Genomic DNA, 17,610 nt, shown 5'->3' on the forward strand with positions numbered 1-17,610 from the left:
TTTTTGAGGAATAAGTTATGTCCTCCTTTTCGTAGTCCTAGTGTTTAGGATGCGATTTTTTCGATAGTATGGGCGTAAAATTGATCGGGTTTTGCTTCATTTAGAGATTGATGAGGGCGCTCCTGGTTATAAAATTGGACATAACGAGCTATCTCTCTGAACTCTTAACGAATTTTATCATCAATACACCATCTTGCAGTTCGGCAGAATAACAATTTTCGTTTAAATTTTCAGTTGAATATTGATATTCGAGAATTGCATCTGCCATTTCTTGAGTGAATCTCCCCTTAAAATACGGTATATTTAGTTTAGTTCCAACTTGAAAATCTTCATCACAACAATTGATATCAATGTGTTCTATTATCGTTTTAACTGGATCGCTTAAATCAGCCCATTTTAAATTACATTGATTATTCACCACTTTCTTCCCCCTTAAAATTATCTTTTCATTACATCAGAAGTTAAGTCATAAAGCACATTATTATTACCCTCAAGTACGATATATCGACGATTGAATTCGTTATTTGTTTTTAGGATGCGATTTTTTCGATAGTATGGGCGTAAAATTGATCGGGTTTTGCTTCATTTAGAGACTCATTTCGTACTTGCCAGCAATTTCGTTCACGGTCTGCTCCTTCCGGAGGACCTCCAGGACAACCTTTGTTTTAAACTCTGAGGTATATTGGTTCCGTTTTTCCATGCTCTTATTATAACTTATTTTTTAACCTCCCGTGTCTCAGTCTATGGGAGCATTATAAAAGGCGTTGGGATCGTCCTCAGCGCCTGTTCCTGCATGCGAATGGATAAAAAAAGGAACTATGGCGTCCCACCATAATTCCTCATTTTCTTCCTACAAAGTAGTTAAATACAAGTTTCGATTTCGACAGTTTGGAATTGACTGTCAAGAACTGAAAGACCAACAACTTGACCGCCACCGATAGAAGTACGGCCATAAGTGGTGAGAAGGACATTTCTGTTGTTTTCTGCTACGGTAAGGCGCACTTCATAGTGGAAAGAAGCGGGGACCAGCGCATTGAAAGCAGTGCGAGTATTCGCAGGGATAAATTGCGTGATGTCAAGCAAGGTGCTAACTGGATTCGTTTGCGTAACTGCATTACCCCAGTTCAATACTTGCACACGTACTTCAACCTCTTCTGTGTTCAGATTTACGAGGTCGAGGTGAGCGGTGAGAGCAACAGCGAGGTTATTTTGCAAAATACCAGTTGTTCTCACAGTATTTCTTCGTGGGCGTCTGTGACTTCTTTTTTCCGTAACACCTTGATCGTCGTCGTATTCGATTTCAGACATCCATGTTCACTCCATTCTTGAGTATTCTAGTGGGACAATAATACGATATTGTTTCTTGCCTTGATTTGTAACGGCGAACGTAAGGGGACGAGTAACTATTTTTGATAGAGGATGGTGGAGGTTTTGGGAGAAACGCCTGTATGCAAACAACTAAACTATACGGCTCGATTTGATTGGGGATACGAAGGGGTGGAACAGGTCGGGGCAGCATCGGATATGATCGTCATTATCGATGTGCTCTCCTTCAGCACGTGTGTCGATATCGTAACGGGACGTGGAGGGATCGTCTATCCTTATCAGGTGAAGGATGAGTCAGCCGTAGCATTCGCTAAACAAAAAGTAGCGCTTCTTGCTGGAAAACGTGGAGAACCAATCTCCCTTTCACCCGCCTGTCTGAAAACGGTTCCGATGGGAAGTAGAATGGTGTTGCCCTCGCAAAATGGATCGACCTGTACCTTGCTGGCAAAGAAAACAGGTGCGAAGGTAATCGCTGCGTGCTTGCGAAATGCATCATCCGTCGCCAGATACATACAACAGCAGAAAGGAACTGTGACGGTTATTGCTTGCGGTGAACGATGGGGAAATGGAGCATTGCGACCCGCTATTGAGGATATGATTGCGGCAGGTGCGCTGCTTCACGAATTGGAGGAATATCGATTGTCACCAGAGGCCAAAATGGCGGTGGCAGCTTTCCGATCAGCCCAAGATCATCTTCTTGCTTATTTGCAGAAATGTGCTTCTGGCCAAGAACTGATCAGCAAGGGATACCCGGAAGATGTCGCACTTGCAGCGGAATGGAATCAGAGTTTCACGGTTCCAGTGCTTAACGATGATTTTGCTTACGAAGCTAATTAGTCTTTTCGCATAAAGAATCCCTCATTCGGTAACCATGGTTATGAACCATACATGAGAAAAACTGGACAGGGAGGATTCATATGGATGACAACAGCAAGTCCATCAACCAGTCAGAAGAAAATATCCTGACGAATCGCCAAGGCCATCCGATTACAGACAACCAGAACCTGCGGACCGTTGGAAATCGCGGGCCAACGGTTCTGGAGAATTACGACTTTCTGGAAAAAATCACACATTTTGATCGGGAGAAAACACCTGAGCGTGTCGTGCATAGCCGAGGAGCAGGAGCGCGTGGCTATTTTGAAGCATATGGAACCGCTGGTGATGAGCCGATTTCTACGTACACGAGAGCAAAGCTGTTTTCGGAGCAGGGGAAAAAAACGCCTGTGTTTGTACGGTTTTCTACGGTTATTCATGGCACACATTCTCCCGAAACATTGCGCGATCCACGTGGGTTTGCGGTGAAGTTTTATACAGAGGACGGGAACTGGGATCTGGTTGGCAATAACCTCAAAGTTTTTTTCATTCGGGATGCGATGAAGTTTCCTGATCTTGTACATGCGTTCAAGCCTGATCCTGTCACAAACATACAAGACGTGGAACGGATCTTTGACTTTATCTCGAACACGCCTGAGGCCATGCATATGATCACGTTTTTGTTCTCCCCGTGGGGAATACCAGCGAACTATCGGCAAATGCAAGGCTCTGGCGTAAACACGTACAAGTGGGTAAACCATGAAGGAACAGCGGTCCTGGTCAAATACCATTGGCAGCCGTTAACGCAAGGGATTAAAAATTTGACACAAAAACAGGCGGAAGAGATTCAAGGGAAAAACTTTAATCATGCCACACAGGACTTGTACGAAGCGATTGAGCGAGGAGAATATCCGGAGTGGGAAATGTGCGTCCAGATCATGAGTGATGACGATCACCCTGAGCTCGATTTTGATCCACTTGATCCAACGAAAATATGGCCCGAAGATCAATTCCCGTTTCTTCCTGTCGGCAAAATGGTACTGGATAAAAATCCGGACAACTATTTTGCAGAGGTCGAGCAAGCAGCATTTGGGACAGGTGTTTTAGTGGATGGACTTGATTTTTCTGATGACAAGCTACTGCAAGGAAGGACCTTCTCCTACTCCGATACGCAGCGTTATCGGGTTGGCGCCAACTACTTGCAGCTTCCGGTCAACGCTCCCAAAAAGCATGTCGCTACCAACCAGGAAGGCGGTCAAATGCTGTACCATGTAGATCGAGCGCAGCGGCATATTAACTATGAGCCATCGACGATTGGCGGATTGCAGGAAGCCAAGCAAGCCGCTCCTGATCATCAGCCAGAAGTAGAAGGGAAGGTCGTTCGTCAAAAAATTGATCGCACCAACGATTTCAAACAGGCGGGAGAACGTTATCGCCTCATGGAAGACTGGGAAAGAGAAGATCTCATTGCCAATCTGACGGATGCACTCCTCTCCTGTGATCCTCGCATTCAAGAAAAAATGCTTGGATTCTTCTCGCAATGTGACGAAGAGTACGGTCAGCGTTTGAAAGCTGGAGTCGCACAGGGCAATGGCGGAAATAGCAAAGAGATGGGCGGACCGATGGGCGCAACGAATCCCGGGGCGGCTGTCAAGGAAGCCGAACAGAAGTCCCGTCCGTCCAAGCCTTACTGATGACCCGAGTCAACAATAAGACTGAATGAACAGCGGAGCTTTGCCGAAGCCATGGTAAAGCTCTTTTTTGTATCCGGTTGCAATTTGACTTAACAATCAGTAGGCTAAAACGTATGGGATCGATTTGCCAAAGGAGACGTTATTTCATGTCAAAAGATAATAAAACACATCAACATATTGTAGAAGCAGCCTATCAATTATTCGCGGAGCATGGGATTGAAAAGACGAGCCTGACGATGATCGCTACAGAAGTAGGGATCACGAAGCCGGCGATCTACTACCACTTTGCATCAAAGGACGCACTTCTCGATTATTTGTTTGAACAACTGTTTGGAAATTATACATTCTCTCATTTTTTTACGGTTACAGATTTTACAGCTGACAATTTCACGGAACTTCTTATCGAATCTGGGTTGAAGCTATTGCCGAGCGAGGAAGAGGATTATGCCTTTTTACGTGTCTTCAATCAATTTCTGCTGTCTGTCAGTCAAAAAGAGAAGTACCGTGACAAGCTACGTATGATGCAAGAAGATTTTTTGCAGGGCTTTACCTCCTTATTAGAGCGAGGGATAGAGTTAGGTGTCGTCACGCCTGATCGTGTCGTAGCAAAAGCTCATATTCTAGCACTCGTCGTTGATAATATCAGTAATTACATGCTGATGGGGATTGAGCTAGATCAGAGGGATATCTGGACTGAAACAGTGAGAAGCGTGCTAAAGTAATTGAAAAAAACAGTGACGCAATTCGAGTTGCCAGCGTCTTACAAATGTTTACATTAGACGATGGCGAGGAGATTCATAATGATACGAAGAGAGAAATGGGTAGTACTGTTGAGCTATGCCGCGGTACTCTCCTTATTGACGACGGGTGGGGTCGTTGCTGCATCCCCTGCGAAGGCAGGTTCCACTAAAGTAGAAACATCGGCTGGCACGATAGGCAATACCGAGGTGAAGCTACAGGCTTGCAGTCAAGATGACACGAAAGCGGATGTTTCGGACATAACTGCGAAGTCTTGGAAATCATTGGAGAATAAGCCGGTGCTGGAAGGGATTACTGCCATTGCAACAGGCGTCATTTTTGATGAAGCAGGCTATGGGTGGAGGCCAGGTATTTCGTATGCCTTCACCGAGGATGGGCAAGTGTGGAAATGGGGCTATCAATCTGACAAGAAGTATGAACCGCACAAGCTAGCAGGGTTCAAAAATGCCAAGCAAGTCACGACGGATTATGTCCTGACGGGCGCCGGTGATGTATGGCAGATCGATGAAAAGAAAGCACCAGAAAAACTGGCCGGTCTGGATAAAATCAAGAACATTCAGCAGCTCGATCTTCATGAAGGCGTACTCTTTTTACTGAAAGAAGACGGTACCGTACTGAAATGGGAAGAAGGAGCGAAAGCAACAGAAAAGGTGACGAAGCTTTCGAATATCCGTGACATGTATAGCTCAGCCTTTTCCTTGTTTGCCATAGATGACCAAGGGAAGCTTCTTTATCTCGATGGCAAATCCGGAGAGCTGAACACAGAAAACCTGCAGGTAATGGATATCCCAGGGAAAGTCAAACAAATAGCCGTCGATTACACGGATCGCGCTTTAATCCAAACAGAAAAAGGCGAAGTGTATAGCTACAATACAAAAGAAAATGAAAAAGTAGTGCGTGCCGCTCATGCAGATGGTGCCACACGGATGGCAGTTGGCGGAGAAGGATTGTACTTGATCGTAAAAGCGGACGGAACTGTCTGGGGCTGGGGAGATAATACACTTGGAATGCTCGGTGCGAATCTGGAAAATGAGCTCGAGGAGCCTGTCAAAATAGCGGGTCTTTCTGATATGACAGACGTACAAGCAGGAACCGACCATGTGATTGCTCTCGATAAAAAAGGAAACGTCTATTCATTTGGCAGCAATATGACAGGACAGCTGGGACGAATCCCTGTTACCTTTGACAAATGGACAGAATTGGGCGAATTACGTGATGTAAAACAAGTAGTAACTGAGCTGAATCGACCGTACTTCGTCCGAAAGGATGGTTCTGTATGGAGTTTTGGCGCGGATCGAGTGCCATATGAAGTGAAAGGACCTACGAAAGTAAAAACATTGGATAGCATCATGGATTCTCCGGTTACCTTAAATGAGAACGGACAAATCCAGTTGTGGACCAGTGAATTTAGCAGCTGTGAAACATTGGCACTGCCTTCTCGGATCAAGGATTTCGTTGGTGGAGAGGAGCATCTCTTGTTACGTACGGAAGATGACCAATTCCTGACGGTGGAATTCAGTTTTGATTCCGCTGAACGCGGAGGGGTATATGTCATCACGAACTTGCGCCCACAAAAAGTGGAAACCCTCAAGATCGATTCAAAATTGGCAGCGGATGTGACCAAGCTTTATACCAATCTTTATACGTTTTTTGCTGTGACGAAAAATGGTCAGGTATTGTACGCAGAACGGAAGAATGATGAACCGTTCACTTCATTTGAACAGATAGCTGGTTTGGAAGGAATTCGTGAGCTTGCACCAGAGTATTTTGTCCGTTATACAAAGGATATCGCATCAGTTTGGGCGATCAACGAAGCAGGTAAGGTTCAGGAAATGCAGGTTTACCCTGAGAGCGAAGGAAATGACGCAGGAGCTATCAAAGTGAAGTTGGAACCCAAAACGGAAGAAGACATTGCCATGATGAGCGGACGTTTGCGGATTACGAAGGATGGGCAAATCTTTGAACACGAATGGGAACCGCTAAAAAAACAAAAAGTGGCTGCGCCTGTTAGACTGATTTCCTCTTCGTACGACTATGCGATCGAAGGACCAGGCTCGCATTATCATGTACTGGTCACTGAAGATGATAAGATCGTATTGATTGGCGATAATCCATACGGAAAAGGTGAGCTTCAACCAGATATGGTCAGACAATAACAGACGGGAAGAATCGGCACAGTGGGAGCATTCATTTTCCACTGTGCTTTTTATTTTGCCGTTTTTAGAAGATATGGAAAAAGATGGTTGACAGTTTAAATTTACAATTGTAATATCTTAGCAGAGGTTAAATTTACATTTGTAAATCTAAGAGGTGATGACGTGATGAACAACATTCCGAAAATATCGGAGGCCGAGTGGGAAATCATGAAGGTGATCTGGAGAGATCATCCAGCAACAGCAGAGCAAATCATTGAGCGTTTACCAGCCGATATCGAATGGACAGAGCAGACGGTGCGCACGTTTTTGAACAGGTTGCTCAAAAAGAAAGCAATCAGCTATGAAAAATCTGGCCGTAGCTACCGATATTTCCCACTCGTCCAAGAAGCTGAATGCAAACGGGCTGAAAGCGAATCCTTTTTGAAACGTGTTTTTAATGGGGCTGTAGGCACGATGATGACCAATTTTCTCGAAGATGTGCAGTTATCCAACGAAGAAATAGACAAGCTGCAAAAAATATTGACGGAAAAACAAAAGAAAAAGCAATGATGAGGGACCTGTAAATGGATATTCTAGGGAGTATTTTTTTGTGGATGTGCTACGCCTCGTTGGGGGCAAGCCTGGTAGCTATTTTGTTGGTAGCCATAAAAAAAGGAGTTAGCCAAGCGATTAGCTGGCGCATGCATCATTTGTTATGGTTCATCGTTTTGGCACGCCTAATGATCCCCGTGCTACCGGAGAGTTCATTCAGCCTCTTTACCTGGGTTTTCTGGGCAAGTAACAGCATGTCGGCTGCCCAGCCGCTTTCTTTCTCCGCAGAACCACAACTAATGCCAAACACACAACTTCCTGTCGTCATCTCAGAAGTCTCCCACGAATTAAAAGACAACGAGAAAAATCAGATACAAACCGAAGCAGCTAAGGATGAAGGGATGAATGCAGTTTCCTCGCATCCAATCTATATCCAAGTTCTCACAGTAGTGTGGCTTGTCGGAGTAGTCTTTTTGTTGGCGAGGCTATTCGCCTATCTGTACAAGATACACAACAAAGAACGCTTTTTAATGCGAGTGACGGATGAGAGAGTGTTTTCCATCATGGATGATTGCAGAAAGAAGTTTGGGGTAAAAAGGAAAATACACGTCTATACAGGGACACTGGCAAAGGGCCCGTTAATCTCTAATCTGTTTTCACCTTGGGTTTATTGTCCGCGGGACGTATATCAATCGTTGTCAGACGCCGAGTTGTACCACGTCTTCTCGCATGAGCTCGCTCATCACAAACGCAAAGATTTGTTGTGGAGCTTCCTAGGTTCTCTCGCACTCGCTATCCATTGGATGAATCCGCTCGTCTGGTTATGGATTCGCAAAATGAAAGCAGATATGGAACTTGCGTGTGATGAATACGTTTTGGAGGTATTGGGGGAGAAAGAAGCGATTTCCTATGGCATGACACTGCTTTCTTTTGCGCGACGGATTTCGGAGAGACGCCCCCTGTCGTATCCACTTTATTTTCACCATTCCCATCATTCTGATCAGATGAAAAGGAGAATTCAAATGATTTCAAAGTTCAAAAAAGGTTCCTACCCGTTATCGGCTTTAGCGGTGGCTTGCGGGTTAGCCATTAGTGTAGTGACGTTAACCAACGCAGCAGAGCCTACTCCACTCCAGGTGGCTGTAAACCAAGACGAAAAATTGCGTCCTTTGTTTGGCAATACATCCAGCAAGGTGACCAATAGGCTGGAAAAGGCTGAAAGGCTGGCTGGTTTTTCTTTCAAAGTTCCATCTTATTTGCCGTCGGAGGTTTCGTACAAAAACAGCAATATCCTTCACTCGAGCGAATCAGAACCTTCGGAAAATACAGTGATACACTTGTTCCAAAGTGAGAACATCTCTCTCATGATCGGAGTGAGCACAGTCGAGAACACGATGGAATCTTTTAAAGTGATATCGGATGATGGAACTTCGAAGAGTAGCGTCGACTCCACACTCTCACAAGAACAGATATCCCTGAAAGGAAAATCTGTAAAGGTTAATACAAGAACGGCAACAACTAAAGAGGGCTCAGTTTTTAAAGACGTTGTCTATCTCTGGAGCGATGAGGGTCTCTATTATTATATAAAGGGGGAAGCTCCATTAGAAAATAAGGAGATCGCAAAAATAATTGAATCGTTTCAAGCTCCAAATGCAGAATTGAGAAAAACATACGTAAACTACGACTTTCTGAATAGTGATATCTATGATTTAGAGGATCTGGAGTACTTCTCAGGAATGATCGGTTTTGCACCAGTCTTTCCGTTGGAGCTGCCTGGAGGATACAAGGCAACAGGAGCATATGTTAACAAAAAGCTCAATTTTAGTTACCCTGAAAACGAAGAGGATAAACACAAGCGCACCATTCATCTCACGTTTGAAAATCCTGAAAAACCAAAAACGATCGTGTTGTTTGCCCAAATCAAGGACAAATCCATTGTGGAAAACATAAGAAAAACAAAAAAGGTCCCTTTTGAGAGAATAGACGGTGCAAAATTTGAAGTTCCTGTCACTTCTTTGAACATCAGTGGCCAAGAAGTATTTCGCACAGCGCCGTATAAAGTCGATGATACACTTAGTAGCCCAAAGGATAAGGACAACCACACTTATTTTTGGTTAAAAGAAGATGTCTGCTTGAAAGTGACGTTCAAAGAAGTAGAAGCGGACGTGCAACAGCAATTGGTAGCAGCTCTGGTAAAGGAAAAGGCGATTGATCTGAAAAAGTAGCGGGAACATGTAGAGTCTGTACATAAATCGTGCAGACTCTTTCCTTTTCCCCGATGAGAGGACAATGTAGAATTATGTCGAATGAATATTTATGAATAAGCATGAGCCTATAAGTACGTTGGTTCTATGGAAAGGGAGAATCTATGTAAATGCAGAAGTCATCAAATTCGTCCAAGGAAAACAGCGCTGCATGCTGCCAACCGTCGATTTCGCCGGCAGACGATTCTGCACGGATATTAATAGAAGGAAACACCGAAGTTATCGCACAAATGAACATGATTAACTTGACGGAAGAGGATTTGCAATTAATCGCAGCGTTTCGTCCTGTCATTGAGACTGAAATTGAGCAGATTACTTCTTCTTTTTATGAATCGATTCTCCATGTGGACTCTTTGAAACAAATCGTGATGGAGCACACAACCGCTGAACGTTTACGTCAAACCTTAATGAATCATTTAATCGAGATGTTTGACGGCCGGATCGATCCTGCCTTCATTGAAAAACGATTGAAGATAGCGATGGTTCATCAAAAAATCGGGCTTCCTCCCAAGTGGTACATGGGTTCTTTTCAAAACCTGTTAGGCACACTCATGCGAATGATAGATGATCGGAAAGACGATTATCCTGATTCGAAAAAACTGGCTCAAGCCATTACGAAGCTGCTCAGCTTTGAGCAGCAATTGGTCCTGGAGGCGTACGAAGACCAGATACGTACGCTGGAGCATCGCGCGAAATCGATGATGGAATATCAGGCGTTTCACGATGATTTAACCGGCTTGCCGAACAGAAGGAAGCTCCATCAAGCCTTGCAGGAGGCGATTGTTAACAATAGCGAACAGGATACGCGATTTGCTGTGCTGGTATTGGACATCGATTGTTTTAAAATGATCAATGACTCTCTGGGCCATATGTATGGGGATCATTTTTTGCAAGAAGTGAGTGATCGGATCAAAAAAAGCGCGGAAGGATTCGATGTGATGATTGCTCGTATGGGTGGTGATGAATTCGCACTGATCTGCCAAAATGTTGAAGATGATCACGAGTTTTCGACGTTGGCTGATCGAGTGGTCAAGGAAATCGAGATCCCCTATCGCTTGCAAGGAAAAGATTATTACGTCTCGGCGAGTATTGGAGTAGCCGTGTATCCCGATCACGGAAGTAGTGAAGAGCAATTGCTCAAAAATGCTGATGCTGCCATGTACGGAGTGAAGAAAAACGGCAAAAACGGATTTCAGCTTTTTACCAATGAGCTCGATGACCAAGTGTTGATGCGTATCGAACTGGAGAGGGATTTGAGAAAGCGGTAAAGAATGACGAGCTGGTTTTGTACTACCAGCCACAGATTCAAACGCCCATTACCCGCAACGGAAGTAGAGATTTCTAAACAGTCGATGGAATCATTTTGAAATTATTGATACAATGATGAGAGTCCCTTCGGGGGCTATTTTTTTAAGGAGGGTTTTTCCGATGAAGAACATTACGTTTATCAAACATGTCTATGAAACTCAACTGGGGGGTGAAATCTACTATGAACCCTAGTATTTTGAATGGCACCAGAAATCATCTGATCAACCAGCTTGTCTTTTTTGACGAGCAGTATTCACTCTTTTACGATCAATATGTACGGAACTACGGAAAAGAAAAGCAATCCATCGATGAGATTGTCGAGCGTTACAAGCAAACACTCGAAAGCCTTTTGGCAAAAGAAGACAGTGCACTCTTTCAATCGCTTAAAGCAATTACTTTATTAGGCAGCAGCGTAAAAGTGCTATTTGAAGAAGATCATTTTGAGGAGTCATTTACTGTGGTGTATCCCACAGACATTGACCCGGATAACAACAGAATTTCATTCTTATCGCCCATAGGCAGGCAGCTGCTGCTAGCGGCTCCACACGATTCTGTTGTGCTGGAAAGTCCGGTTGGCAGGCAACAGGTGCAGGTACGGGAGATAAGCTTTACATATATGGGGGGATTCTCGTCACCTTAGAAATCTACCCATCGCATCGATCATGTAAAAAGACACTAACACGATGTTAGTGTCTTTTCTTGTCCATTTAAGTAAAATGCAAGAAAAGCATGCTGTGCGTACAGGAGGAAAAGACGATGAAAACAATTGCCTGTCCAACATGTGATCAGGACGTGCAATGGGATATGAATCACCTGCAGAAGCTGAAGGCGCGGTGGGTGATGGTTTGCGAAAAATGTGGTGACTCGTTATTCAGCGTGTCAGAAGAAGAAAAGGAAATGATTCTGGCAGGCATCCGCTTGACGGAAGAGTATGTACCGGATATCATCCATGCTTATCACAATGAGGATGTAAAGAATCTCCCTTCTAGGGTTTGTTTTGGAGAAATCAAAAAAAGCAAGTGAGAGTAGGACTGATTGCAGGCTTTCATTATACTTCGAGAAACATGGAAAAATGGGTCCCTAGACGCTAGCAATTTGTTAGTGTCTTTTTATATTTATTCAGGTAAAATTTAGTCGAACGATATTTCGGAAAAATAGAGTGAAAAGAAGGGATTTCATGATTGTTCTTGGGATAATGATTTTCATTTGGTTGTTATCTCTCTGGCTACAGCCGATCCTACAACCTTATGTGGAAGCCTTTCTGCTCTCATTATATGGGGACAGATATGAAACGTACATTCCTTATAAAATGACAGCCTTACATTATGGGGTATATGCCATGGCACTTGGTTTCATCCTGGGACTGCCACTTGAAATTAAATACAAAAGGGCAAAGTCAAAATGTCTCAAGAAGCTCAAGTTTTTTGACAGCCTCGAGTCCGAGAATATCCTGTTTATTCTTTCTCTTGCGCGTGATCAGCAGGGCTATGTGACGCCAATGGATATCGCGTCCCAATCTACTCTTACGATAGAAAAAGCCCAAAATATTTTAAGTAAGCTTCAAAAAGACGGTTTCGCTGAGCTAAGTGTAACTGAAAAGGGTGACATTCTCTATTATTTCGCGGGCTTTACTGAAGGTGAGGAATGAGCGGCGAATGATTAAATTTTTTGGTAGGTTAGTGATTCTTTTTTATGTTGTTGGCTTTTTTCTCATCCTTGCTTTGCTTACTGGTTTTTTTGTCATTGATGGAATCTATCGAGTCTTAGACAACACAATCTTCTTAGCAATCTTTATGAGTCTCATTTCCATTGGTTACGCGTTGTTTTACATGGAAGGAAAAAGGCTGGAAAAAAAGCAAATGCAACGAACACAGCAAGCTGTTGCAATGACGGTCGCCAATCGTAATCATGGAGTCGTCTCTGTTGCATCGTTTGCTCTGGAATCGCAGTTGCCGCTATCGCAGTGTGAGAAAATTCTAAAAGAGATGGAACACCGAAAGGTTCTGAGGACTTCCTCCTTACTTGGCAATATGGCCGTCTATCAGTTGGATGATCACGTATATGGACAAATGCCTTATGAAAGTGACGACAACGAGGAGGCTGATGATGAGGACTCAGAGTATGATGATGAGGACTCAGAGTATGATGATGAGGACTCAGAGTATGATGAGGAGGACACAGAATATGATGATGAGGAAACACAAGAGCTGGAACAATCGCAGCGCATACGCAAAAAAAGAATCGTTCGTGCTGTATTAATTACAGTTATCGGCACATTGATTGTGATCTCCGAAGAACAGATCTTACTAAACGTGAGCGAGTATCTCTATGCTGCAATTACTGCACTTATCTTTCTCGTTTTTATCGGACGTTACCTATTGTCCTCCCATCGAAAAGCGGATCAACGCCATTCGGAACACGATGTTTTGAGGTATGTCATGGATAAGGAAGGGGAACTCAATCCGAAAGAGATTCCTTATTATACGCATGAAAGCTATCAATCGATGGAGCCCATGATCGATAAATGGCACAAAAGAAACTACTGCTCGATTACGCATCAAGAAGACGGGGGAATCATTTATCTCTTTCCGAATTATACGGATGAGTCGGAAGTGTGCGAATATGACGAAGAGTATGATCCGATCCCTGAATGGATCGATAAAAGGTCGAGATTTCTGCTGTTTAGCTGTTTAGCATTTTTATTCAGCTTTGTAGGCGGCTATGCTCTTGTACATTGGAACAGCCTTATTTTCATTCTCGCTTGTACCATCATAGGAGGGATCTACGGTCATTTTGTCTTCACACAAAAACCGGAGCTAGAGAGAATGGAGCGAATCGCACTGCAAGTAGCTACGAAGAAGGGCGGTGCTTTAGCTGTTTACGAGTTGGCTTACAATGCCAGAATCACCATGGATGAAGCGGCGAAGGTATTAGAAAAATGGGAGCAAACGAACATTGCGAGAAAAGTGTATCCGGAGGAAGGCGTGCCAGTTTACATGGTGAGTGGCGTGGTTTCTAAAGAACAAAGATTAAGCTCGGAGCATGTTTGAATACACTCCCATAATCTGCATATACTACCATCACTCCATCAATCACAACCAGAGGTGAACAGCAATGGCACGTTCGAATTCCTTAGTTTCTGGACAAGCTCGCGCAGCACTTGATCAATTAAAGTACGAGATCGCTGCTGAATTTGGAGTCGAGTTGGGCGCAGATACGTCGGCACGCCAAAATGGCTCTGTCGGCGGAGAAATGACAAAGCGTTTAGTACAATACGCGGAACAACAAATGTTTCGTCTGTAATCCCTCCTTGTGAGGGATTTTTCTTTCGCTTACATTTGTCCGAAATATCGCGTATAGTTAGGGGGGAGCGACGAGATAGTCGCATGGACCGAAGAACAGCAATAGGGGGATTCTTGGCTTGAATAGCGACAATTTGCATCACTGTTTGTTTTTCACTTCCAATCGTTTATCCCGTGTGATCACGAAAATGGCGGAGGAATCCTTCCAGCGTTATGGGTTTTCTCCTACTCATGCGTATCTCATGTTGGCTGTAAACGAAAAGGAGAAAGTGACCCCGACCCAATTGGCGCAAATTCTTCATATGACACCATCAACGATTACTCGTTTTGTAGATAAACTCGTTGGAAAAGGATTTCTGGAGCGAGAAGTAGAGGGGAAAAACATCTTCGTTTTGCCTACGAAAAAAGGGCGGGAAGCTCAAGTGAACATAGAGGAAGCCATTACAGATATGTACAAAAGCTATGTGGCATTGCTTGGAGAAGCTCAGGCAAAATCAGTCACACAGATGATTCACGAAACAGTCGAAATGCTGGAAACGAACGAGTCTGATTCTTGATTCCAGCATTTGTAAGGAGCAGGAGCGTTGACAGTGTCCTGCCCCTTCTGGTAATTTGTATGTACAAACAAATAACGTTTGGAGGATATCCATGAAAACTCTCGTCATCGCAGTACACCCTACCATGTCTCAATCTCGTATCAATAAAGCATGGAGGGAAAGAATGCAAAAAGAAGAAAGCGTAACGGTTCACGATTTATACGCTGCTTATCCAGATTTCCAGATCGATGTTGAACAAGAGCAAAAGCTGATGCAAGAGCACGACCGTATCATCTTTCAATTTCCGCTTTACTGGTACAGCACACCAGCCCTTTTGAAACAGTGGCAGGATGCTGTGTTGACGTATGGTTGGGCTTACGGATCTGACGGAGACAAGCTGCATGGAAAAGAGCTTCTCCTCGCGATTTCTACGGGCGGACCTGGGGACGCTTATCAACGTGAAGGATACAACTACTATTCCATCAGCGAACTGATCAAACCGCTGCATGCGATGGCGAATTTAACGGGAATGAAATTCTTGAAACCATTCTTGTTCCAAGGGGTATTGGGGGCTTCGGATGAACAAATTCAGCACAGTGCAGAAGAATATGTGGCTCATGCACTGAACGCTTCCATGGAGCCGGTAGGAAAATAATCAGACACGAGAGACGATGAGAAAGTTTTCATCGTCTTTTTTGTATGGCTTGATGTGGTTCTGGGTGCCCCAGCAAAAACCCTTGACCAACAGGTACGCCAAGTGCCAAAGCGACAGATAAGTCTTCCGGCTCCTCGATTCCTTCCAGTACCAGCTGCGTTTGATCTTGGCAGTAATGGACGAAAAGCGAGACGAGCTTTTGCTTATTCGGCATGGAGGACAATTGCTTGCCGAAGTACCTGTCGAGCTTAACGATATCTGGTTCATACTCCACAATCTTTTTTAATGACGCGGCACCCGAGCCGATATCATCTAATGCGATCAGGAATCCATGCTGACGCAGCTCACGTATTTTTTGTCCCAACAATCTTATCTCCCACATCTTGTCTTCTTCATTGGCCTCGTTAATCTCCAAGACAATTCGACTGTTCCACGACCCAAACAAGCCCTCGGTAATAAACGATAGGAAAGCAGGATTCAACAACGTAGAAGGAAACACATTGATGAACAAGAGCGGGACATGATCGTGAATAGTCACACTCGTAAAGTATGATTCAATTGCTGTTTTCATCGACAACGTATCCAATTCATACAAGTGTCCTTCTGCACGAGCCTTTCGAAAAAGGAATGCTGGTGAGTGGCGTGTAGAGGATCGAAGAAGTGCTTCGTACCCGAAAAATTGCCCTGTCGTCAGATGCACCAGGGGCTGAAAAACAGGATATGGCGGTTCCTTTGCCAATACAACGTTCATGGAATCATATTCCTTCCTGCACCAAAGATTTGACTTGAAGAAAAATTGTTTCCTTAAGGAAAGATAAGTTGTCGATATTTTACAATATAGCGGTGTTGTTTGCAATGCAAGCTTCATGCGCAATTGAGTTTTGCATTAAGGAAACAAAATTGGATGTGTACAAAATATTTTTCATCTTGTAAACTAGGCTTGTAACCGACAATCAAGATTGGAGGAAATAGGAAATGGAAGCCTTTACGTTACCGGAACTGCCATATCGCTATGATGAGCTGGAACCTTACCTCGATGCGAGAACGATGGAAATTCATCACGGAAAGCATCATGCAACGTATGTGGCCAACTTAAACAAGGCGCTAGAAAACTACTCGCCGTTCAGGAATGCTTCGGTCGAAGAACTAATCAGTAACTTGGAGGATATCCCGGAAGACATTCGCATGGCAGTTCGAAATCATGGGGGTGGGCATTATGGACACAGCTTGTATTGGTCGATCATGAGTCCGACTGGCGGAGGGAAACCAACAGGGGATATTGCGAAAGGAATCGACAAGTATTTCGGAAGTTTTGAGGAAATGAAGGATGAATTGACAAAAGCAGCTGTCAGTCGTTTCGGTTCAGGATGGGGATGGCTCGTTGTCAACCGAGACAAGTTGGAAGTGACGAGCACGCCCAATCAGGATACTCCTTTTATGGAGAAGAAAACGCCGATATTGGTCGTAGATGTGTGGGAGCATGCTTATTACTTGCAGTATCAAAGTAAACGCCCTGATTTTGTCTCGTCGTGGTGGAATGTGGTCAACTGGGAGGAAGTCAATCGTTTGTATAACGAAGCAATCCGCTAAGGCAGGTCCAGCCATGAACAGACATGCGGTCTATTTTCAAGAACAGGAAAAACGTCGAGAAATTTTGGTGTTGCTTAAGAAGCGCCGTTCGGTTAGTGTACAGGAACTGTCAAAGCATCTCGGCATAACTAAAGTCGCGGTGCGTAAGCATTTAGAGGTTTTGCATAGGGAACGGTATATCGAATCTCGAATCGTTCGCCAACGAACAGGCAGACCAGCCTATGTGTATCATCTAACGAATACTGCTGAACAATTATTTCCGCGTCACTACAGCGATTTAGCTACAGAGATGGTGGCGGGTATTCAGGATTTGTATGGGGAAACTTTCGTCGATCAATTATTTGAGAAGCGAAAGGCGCGGATGCTGCAAACCTATCGAGAGATAATGAGAGGTCAAGGTTTTGACCAGCGAGTGAAAACGTTGGCGAGCATACAAAAGGAAGAAGGATACATGCCTCACTTGGAAAAAATCAGAGATGGTTTGTATACGCTCGAAGAAGCAAATTGTCCTCTCCTACAAGTAGCCATTGGCTATCGCCAAGCATGTCAATGCGAGATCTCCTTGTTTGAGTCGCTAGTAGACGCGCATGTAGAACGCACTTCGTGTATGGCGGAAGGACAAGTGAAATGCCGTTACCTGATAAAAGATAAGCTCAGCCATGAAGAATCGTAGTGA

At 44.1% G+C, this 17,610-nt stretch carries 20 protein-coding genes; 16 read left to right on the plus strand and 4 right to left on the minus strand.

Translation table 11 applies throughout. From position 1 onward, the window contains the following. Positions 1–44: 44 nt before the first annotated feature. The 3 genes from HPY28_RS31030 to HPY28_RS00145 form a co-directional block, all read right to left on the minus strand. Complete coding sequence (locus HPY28_RS31030; protein ID WP_354142434.1) at positions 45–152, minus strand: hypothetical protein; 108 nt, start codon at positions 150–152, stop codon at positions 45–47. Then, positions 149–418: a hypothetical protein gene (locus HPY28_RS00140; RefSeq protein ID WP_020477524.1), complete on the minus strand. Its 270-nt coding sequence runs from the start codon at positions 416–418 to the stop codon at positions 149–151. The genes HPY28_RS31030 and HPY28_RS00140 overlap by 4 nt, the downstream gene beginning before the upstream one ends. Positions 419–861: 443 nt before the next feature. Next, positions 862–1,308, minus strand: coding sequence for a hypothetical protein (locus HPY28_RS00145; protein ID WP_017248915.1), 447 nt, complete (start codon positions 1,306–1,308; stop codon positions 862–864). A 114-nt stretch (positions 1,309–1,422) separates the two neighbouring features. Between HPY28_RS00145 and HPY28_RS00150 the strand changes: the two genes are divergently transcribed. The 14 genes from HPY28_RS00150 (at position 1,423) to HPY28_RS00215 (ending at position 15,344) form a co-directional block, all read left to right on the plus strand. Further along, positions 1,423–2,163, plus strand: coding sequence for a 2-phosphosulfolactate phosphatase (locus HPY28_RS00150; RefSeq protein ID WP_371813433.1), 741 nt, complete (start codon positions 1,423–1,425; stop codon positions 2,161–2,163). Between the two features lie 80 nt (positions 2,164–2,243). Continuing rightward, positions 2,244–3,833, plus strand: a complete 1,590-nt coding sequence (locus tag HPY28_RS00155; protein ID WP_174229818.1) for a catalase — start codon at positions 2,244–2,246, stop codon at positions 3,831–3,833. Positions 3,834–3,979: 146 nt separating this feature from the next. Continuing rightward, the gene (locus tag HPY28_RS00160; protein WP_174229819.1) at positions 3,980–4,555 is read left to right on the plus strand and encodes a TetR/AcrR family transcriptional regulator; all 576 of its coding nucleotides are present in this window, start codon (positions 3,980–3,982) and stop codon (positions 4,553–4,555) included. A 78-nt stretch (positions 4,556–4,633) separates the two neighbouring features. Next, the gene (locus HPY28_RS00165) at positions 4,634–6,748 is read left to right on the plus strand and encodes an RCC1 domain-containing protein (RefSeq protein WP_174229820.1); all 2,115 of its coding nucleotides are present in this window, start codon (positions 4,634–4,636) and stop codon (positions 6,746–6,748) included. A gap of 165 nt (positions 6,749–6,913) precedes the next feature. Further along, complete coding sequence (locus tag HPY28_RS00170) at positions 6,914–7,297, plus strand: BlaI/MecI/CopY family transcriptional regulator (protein ID WP_173621970.1); 384 nt, start codon at positions 6,914–6,916, stop codon at positions 7,295–7,297. A gap of 14 nt (positions 7,298–7,311) precedes the next feature. Then, positions 7,312–9,504, plus strand: coding sequence for a M56 family metallopeptidase (locus HPY28_RS00175; RefSeq protein ID WP_174229821.1), 2,193 nt, complete (start codon positions 7,312–7,314; stop codon positions 9,502–9,504). 149 nt (positions 9,505–9,653) lie between these two features. Beyond that, complete coding sequence (locus HPY28_RS00180) at positions 9,654–10,811, plus strand: diguanylate cyclase domain-containing protein (protein WP_174229822.1); 1,158 nt, start codon at positions 9,654–9,656, stop codon at positions 10,809–10,811. 221 nt (positions 10,812–11,032) lie between these two features. Then, a complete protein-coding gene (locus tag HPY28_RS00185; protein ID WP_035291094.1) occupies positions 11,033–11,491 on the plus strand; it encodes a GreA/GreB family elongation factor in 459 nt (152 codons plus the stop codon). Positions 11,492–11,607: 116 nt separating this feature from the next. After that, the gene (locus HPY28_RS00190; protein ID WP_174229823.1) at positions 11,608–11,874 is read left to right on the plus strand and encodes a hypothetical protein; all 267 of its coding nucleotides are present in this window, start codon (positions 11,608–11,610) and stop codon (positions 11,872–11,874) included. Between the two features lie 154 nt (positions 11,875–12,028). Beyond that, a complete protein-coding gene (locus HPY28_RS00195; RefSeq protein ID WP_174229824.1) occupies positions 12,029–12,499 on the plus strand; it encodes a MarR family transcriptional regulator in 471 nt (156 codons plus the stop codon). Positions 12,500–12,506: 7 nt separating this feature from the next. Next, complete coding sequence (locus tag HPY28_RS00200) at positions 12,507–13,901, plus strand: DNA primase (RefSeq protein WP_174229825.1); 1,395 nt, start codon at positions 12,507–12,509, stop codon at positions 13,899–13,901. 64 nt (positions 13,902–13,965) lie between these two features. Continuing rightward, a complete protein-coding gene (locus HPY28_RS00205) occupies positions 13,966–14,154 on the plus strand; it encodes an alpha/beta-type small acid-soluble spore protein (protein ID WP_017248903.1) in 189 nt (62 codons plus the stop codon). Between the two features lie 118 nt (positions 14,155–14,272). After that, entirely contained in the window at positions 14,273–14,710 is a 438-nt protein-coding gene (locus tag HPY28_RS00210) for a MarR family winged helix-turn-helix transcriptional regulator (RefSeq protein WP_017248902.1), read from the plus strand. A gap of 91 nt (positions 14,711–14,801) precedes the next feature. Then, on the plus strand, positions 14,802–15,344 hold the full coding sequence (locus tag HPY28_RS00215) for an NAD(P)H-dependent oxidoreductase (RefSeq protein WP_174229826.1): 543 nt from the start codon (positions 14,802–14,804) through the stop codon (positions 15,342–15,344). A 28-nt stretch (positions 15,345–15,372) separates the two neighbouring features. Here HPY28_RS00215 and HPY28_RS00220 read toward each other — a convergent pair whose 3' ends face one another. Beyond that, positions 15,373–16,095: an EAL domain-containing protein gene (locus tag HPY28_RS00220; protein WP_174229827.1), complete on the minus strand. Its 723-nt coding sequence runs from the start codon at positions 16,093–16,095 to the stop codon at positions 15,373–15,375. Between the two features lie 224 nt (positions 16,096–16,319). On the opposite strand from HPY28_RS00220, the gene HPY28_RS00225 reads away from it, so the two are divergent. Next, on the plus strand, positions 16,320–16,934 hold the full coding sequence (locus tag HPY28_RS00225; RefSeq protein ID WP_174229828.1) for a superoxide dismutase: 615 nt from the start codon (positions 16,320–16,322) through the stop codon (positions 16,932–16,934). A 13-nt stretch (positions 16,935–16,947) separates the two neighbouring features. Continuing rightward, positions 16,948–17,607 (plus strand): helix-turn-helix transcriptional regulator, encoded by a 660-nt coding sequence (locus HPY28_RS00230; protein WP_174229829.1) that lies wholly within the window; start codon positions 16,948–16,950, stop codon positions 17,605–17,607. The last annotated feature ends 3 nt before the right edge of the window (positions 17,608–17,610 follow it).

The sequence above is a fragment of the Brevibacillus sp. HB1.2 genome, assembly GCF_013332495.1.
Taxonomy (GTDB): domain Bacteria; phylum Bacillota; class Bacilli; order Brevibacillales; family Brevibacillaceae; genus Brevibacillus; species Brevibacillus porteri.

Coding starts and splice junctions, on each gene's coding strand:
- HPY28_RS00180 (WP_174229822.1), top strand. CDS start 9,654: ATGCAGAAGTCATCAAATTCGTCCAAGGAAAACAGCGCTGCATGCTGC.
- HPY28_RS00205 (WP_017248903.1), top strand. CDS start 13,966: ATGGCACGTTCGAATTCCTTAGTTTCTGGACAAGCTCGCGCAGCACTT.
- HPY28_RS00215 (WP_174229826.1), top strand. CDS start 14,802: ATGAAAACTCTCGTCATCGCAGTACACCCTACCATGTCTCAATCTCGT.
- HPY28_RS00145 (WP_017248915.1), bottom strand. CDS start 1,308: ATGTCTGAAATCGAATACGACGACGATCAAGGTGTTACGGAAAAAAGA.
- HPY28_RS00155 (WP_174229818.1), top strand. CDS start 2,244: ATGGATGACAACAGCAAGTCCATCAACCAGTCAGAAGAAAATATCCTG.
- HPY28_RS00220 (WP_174229827.1), bottom strand. CDS start 16,095: ATGAACGTTGTATTGGCAAAGGAACCGCCATATCCTGTTTTTCAGCCC.
- HPY28_RS00185 (WP_035291094.1), top strand. CDS start 11,033: ATGAACCCTAGTATTTTGAATGGCACCAGAAATCATCTGATCAACCAG.
- HPY28_RS00195 (WP_174229824.1), top strand. CDS start 12,029: ATGATTGTTCTTGGGATAATGATTTTCATTTGGTTGTTATCTCTCTGG.
- HPY28_RS00200 (WP_174229825.1), top strand. CDS start 12,507: ATGATTAAATTTTTTGGTAGGTTAGTGATTCTTTTTTATGTTGTTGGC.
- HPY28_RS00225 (WP_174229828.1), top strand. CDS start 16,320: ATGGAAGCCTTTACGTTACCGGAACTGCCATATCGCTATGATGAGCTG.
- HPY28_RS00230 (WP_174229829.1), top strand. CDS start 16,948: ATGAACAGACATGCGGTCTATTTTCAAGAACAGGAAAAACGTCGAGAA.
- HPY28_RS00190 (WP_174229823.1), top strand. CDS start 11,608: ATGAAAACAATTGCCTGTCCAACATGTGATCAGGACGTGCAATGGGAT.
- HPY28_RS00160 (WP_174229819.1), top strand. CDS start 3,980: ATGTCAAAAGATAATAAAACACATCAACATATTGTAGAAGCAGCCTAT.
- HPY28_RS00165 (WP_174229820.1), top strand. CDS start 4,634: ATGATACGAAGAGAGAAATGGGTAGTACTGTTGAGCTATGCCGCGGTA.
- HPY28_RS00170 (WP_173621970.1), top strand. CDS start 6,914: ATGAACAACATTCCGAAAATATCGGAGGCCGAGTGGGAAATCATGAAG.
- HPY28_RS00175 (WP_174229821.1), top strand. CDS start 7,312: ATGGATATTCTAGGGAGTATTTTTTTGTGGATGTGCTACGCCTCGTTG.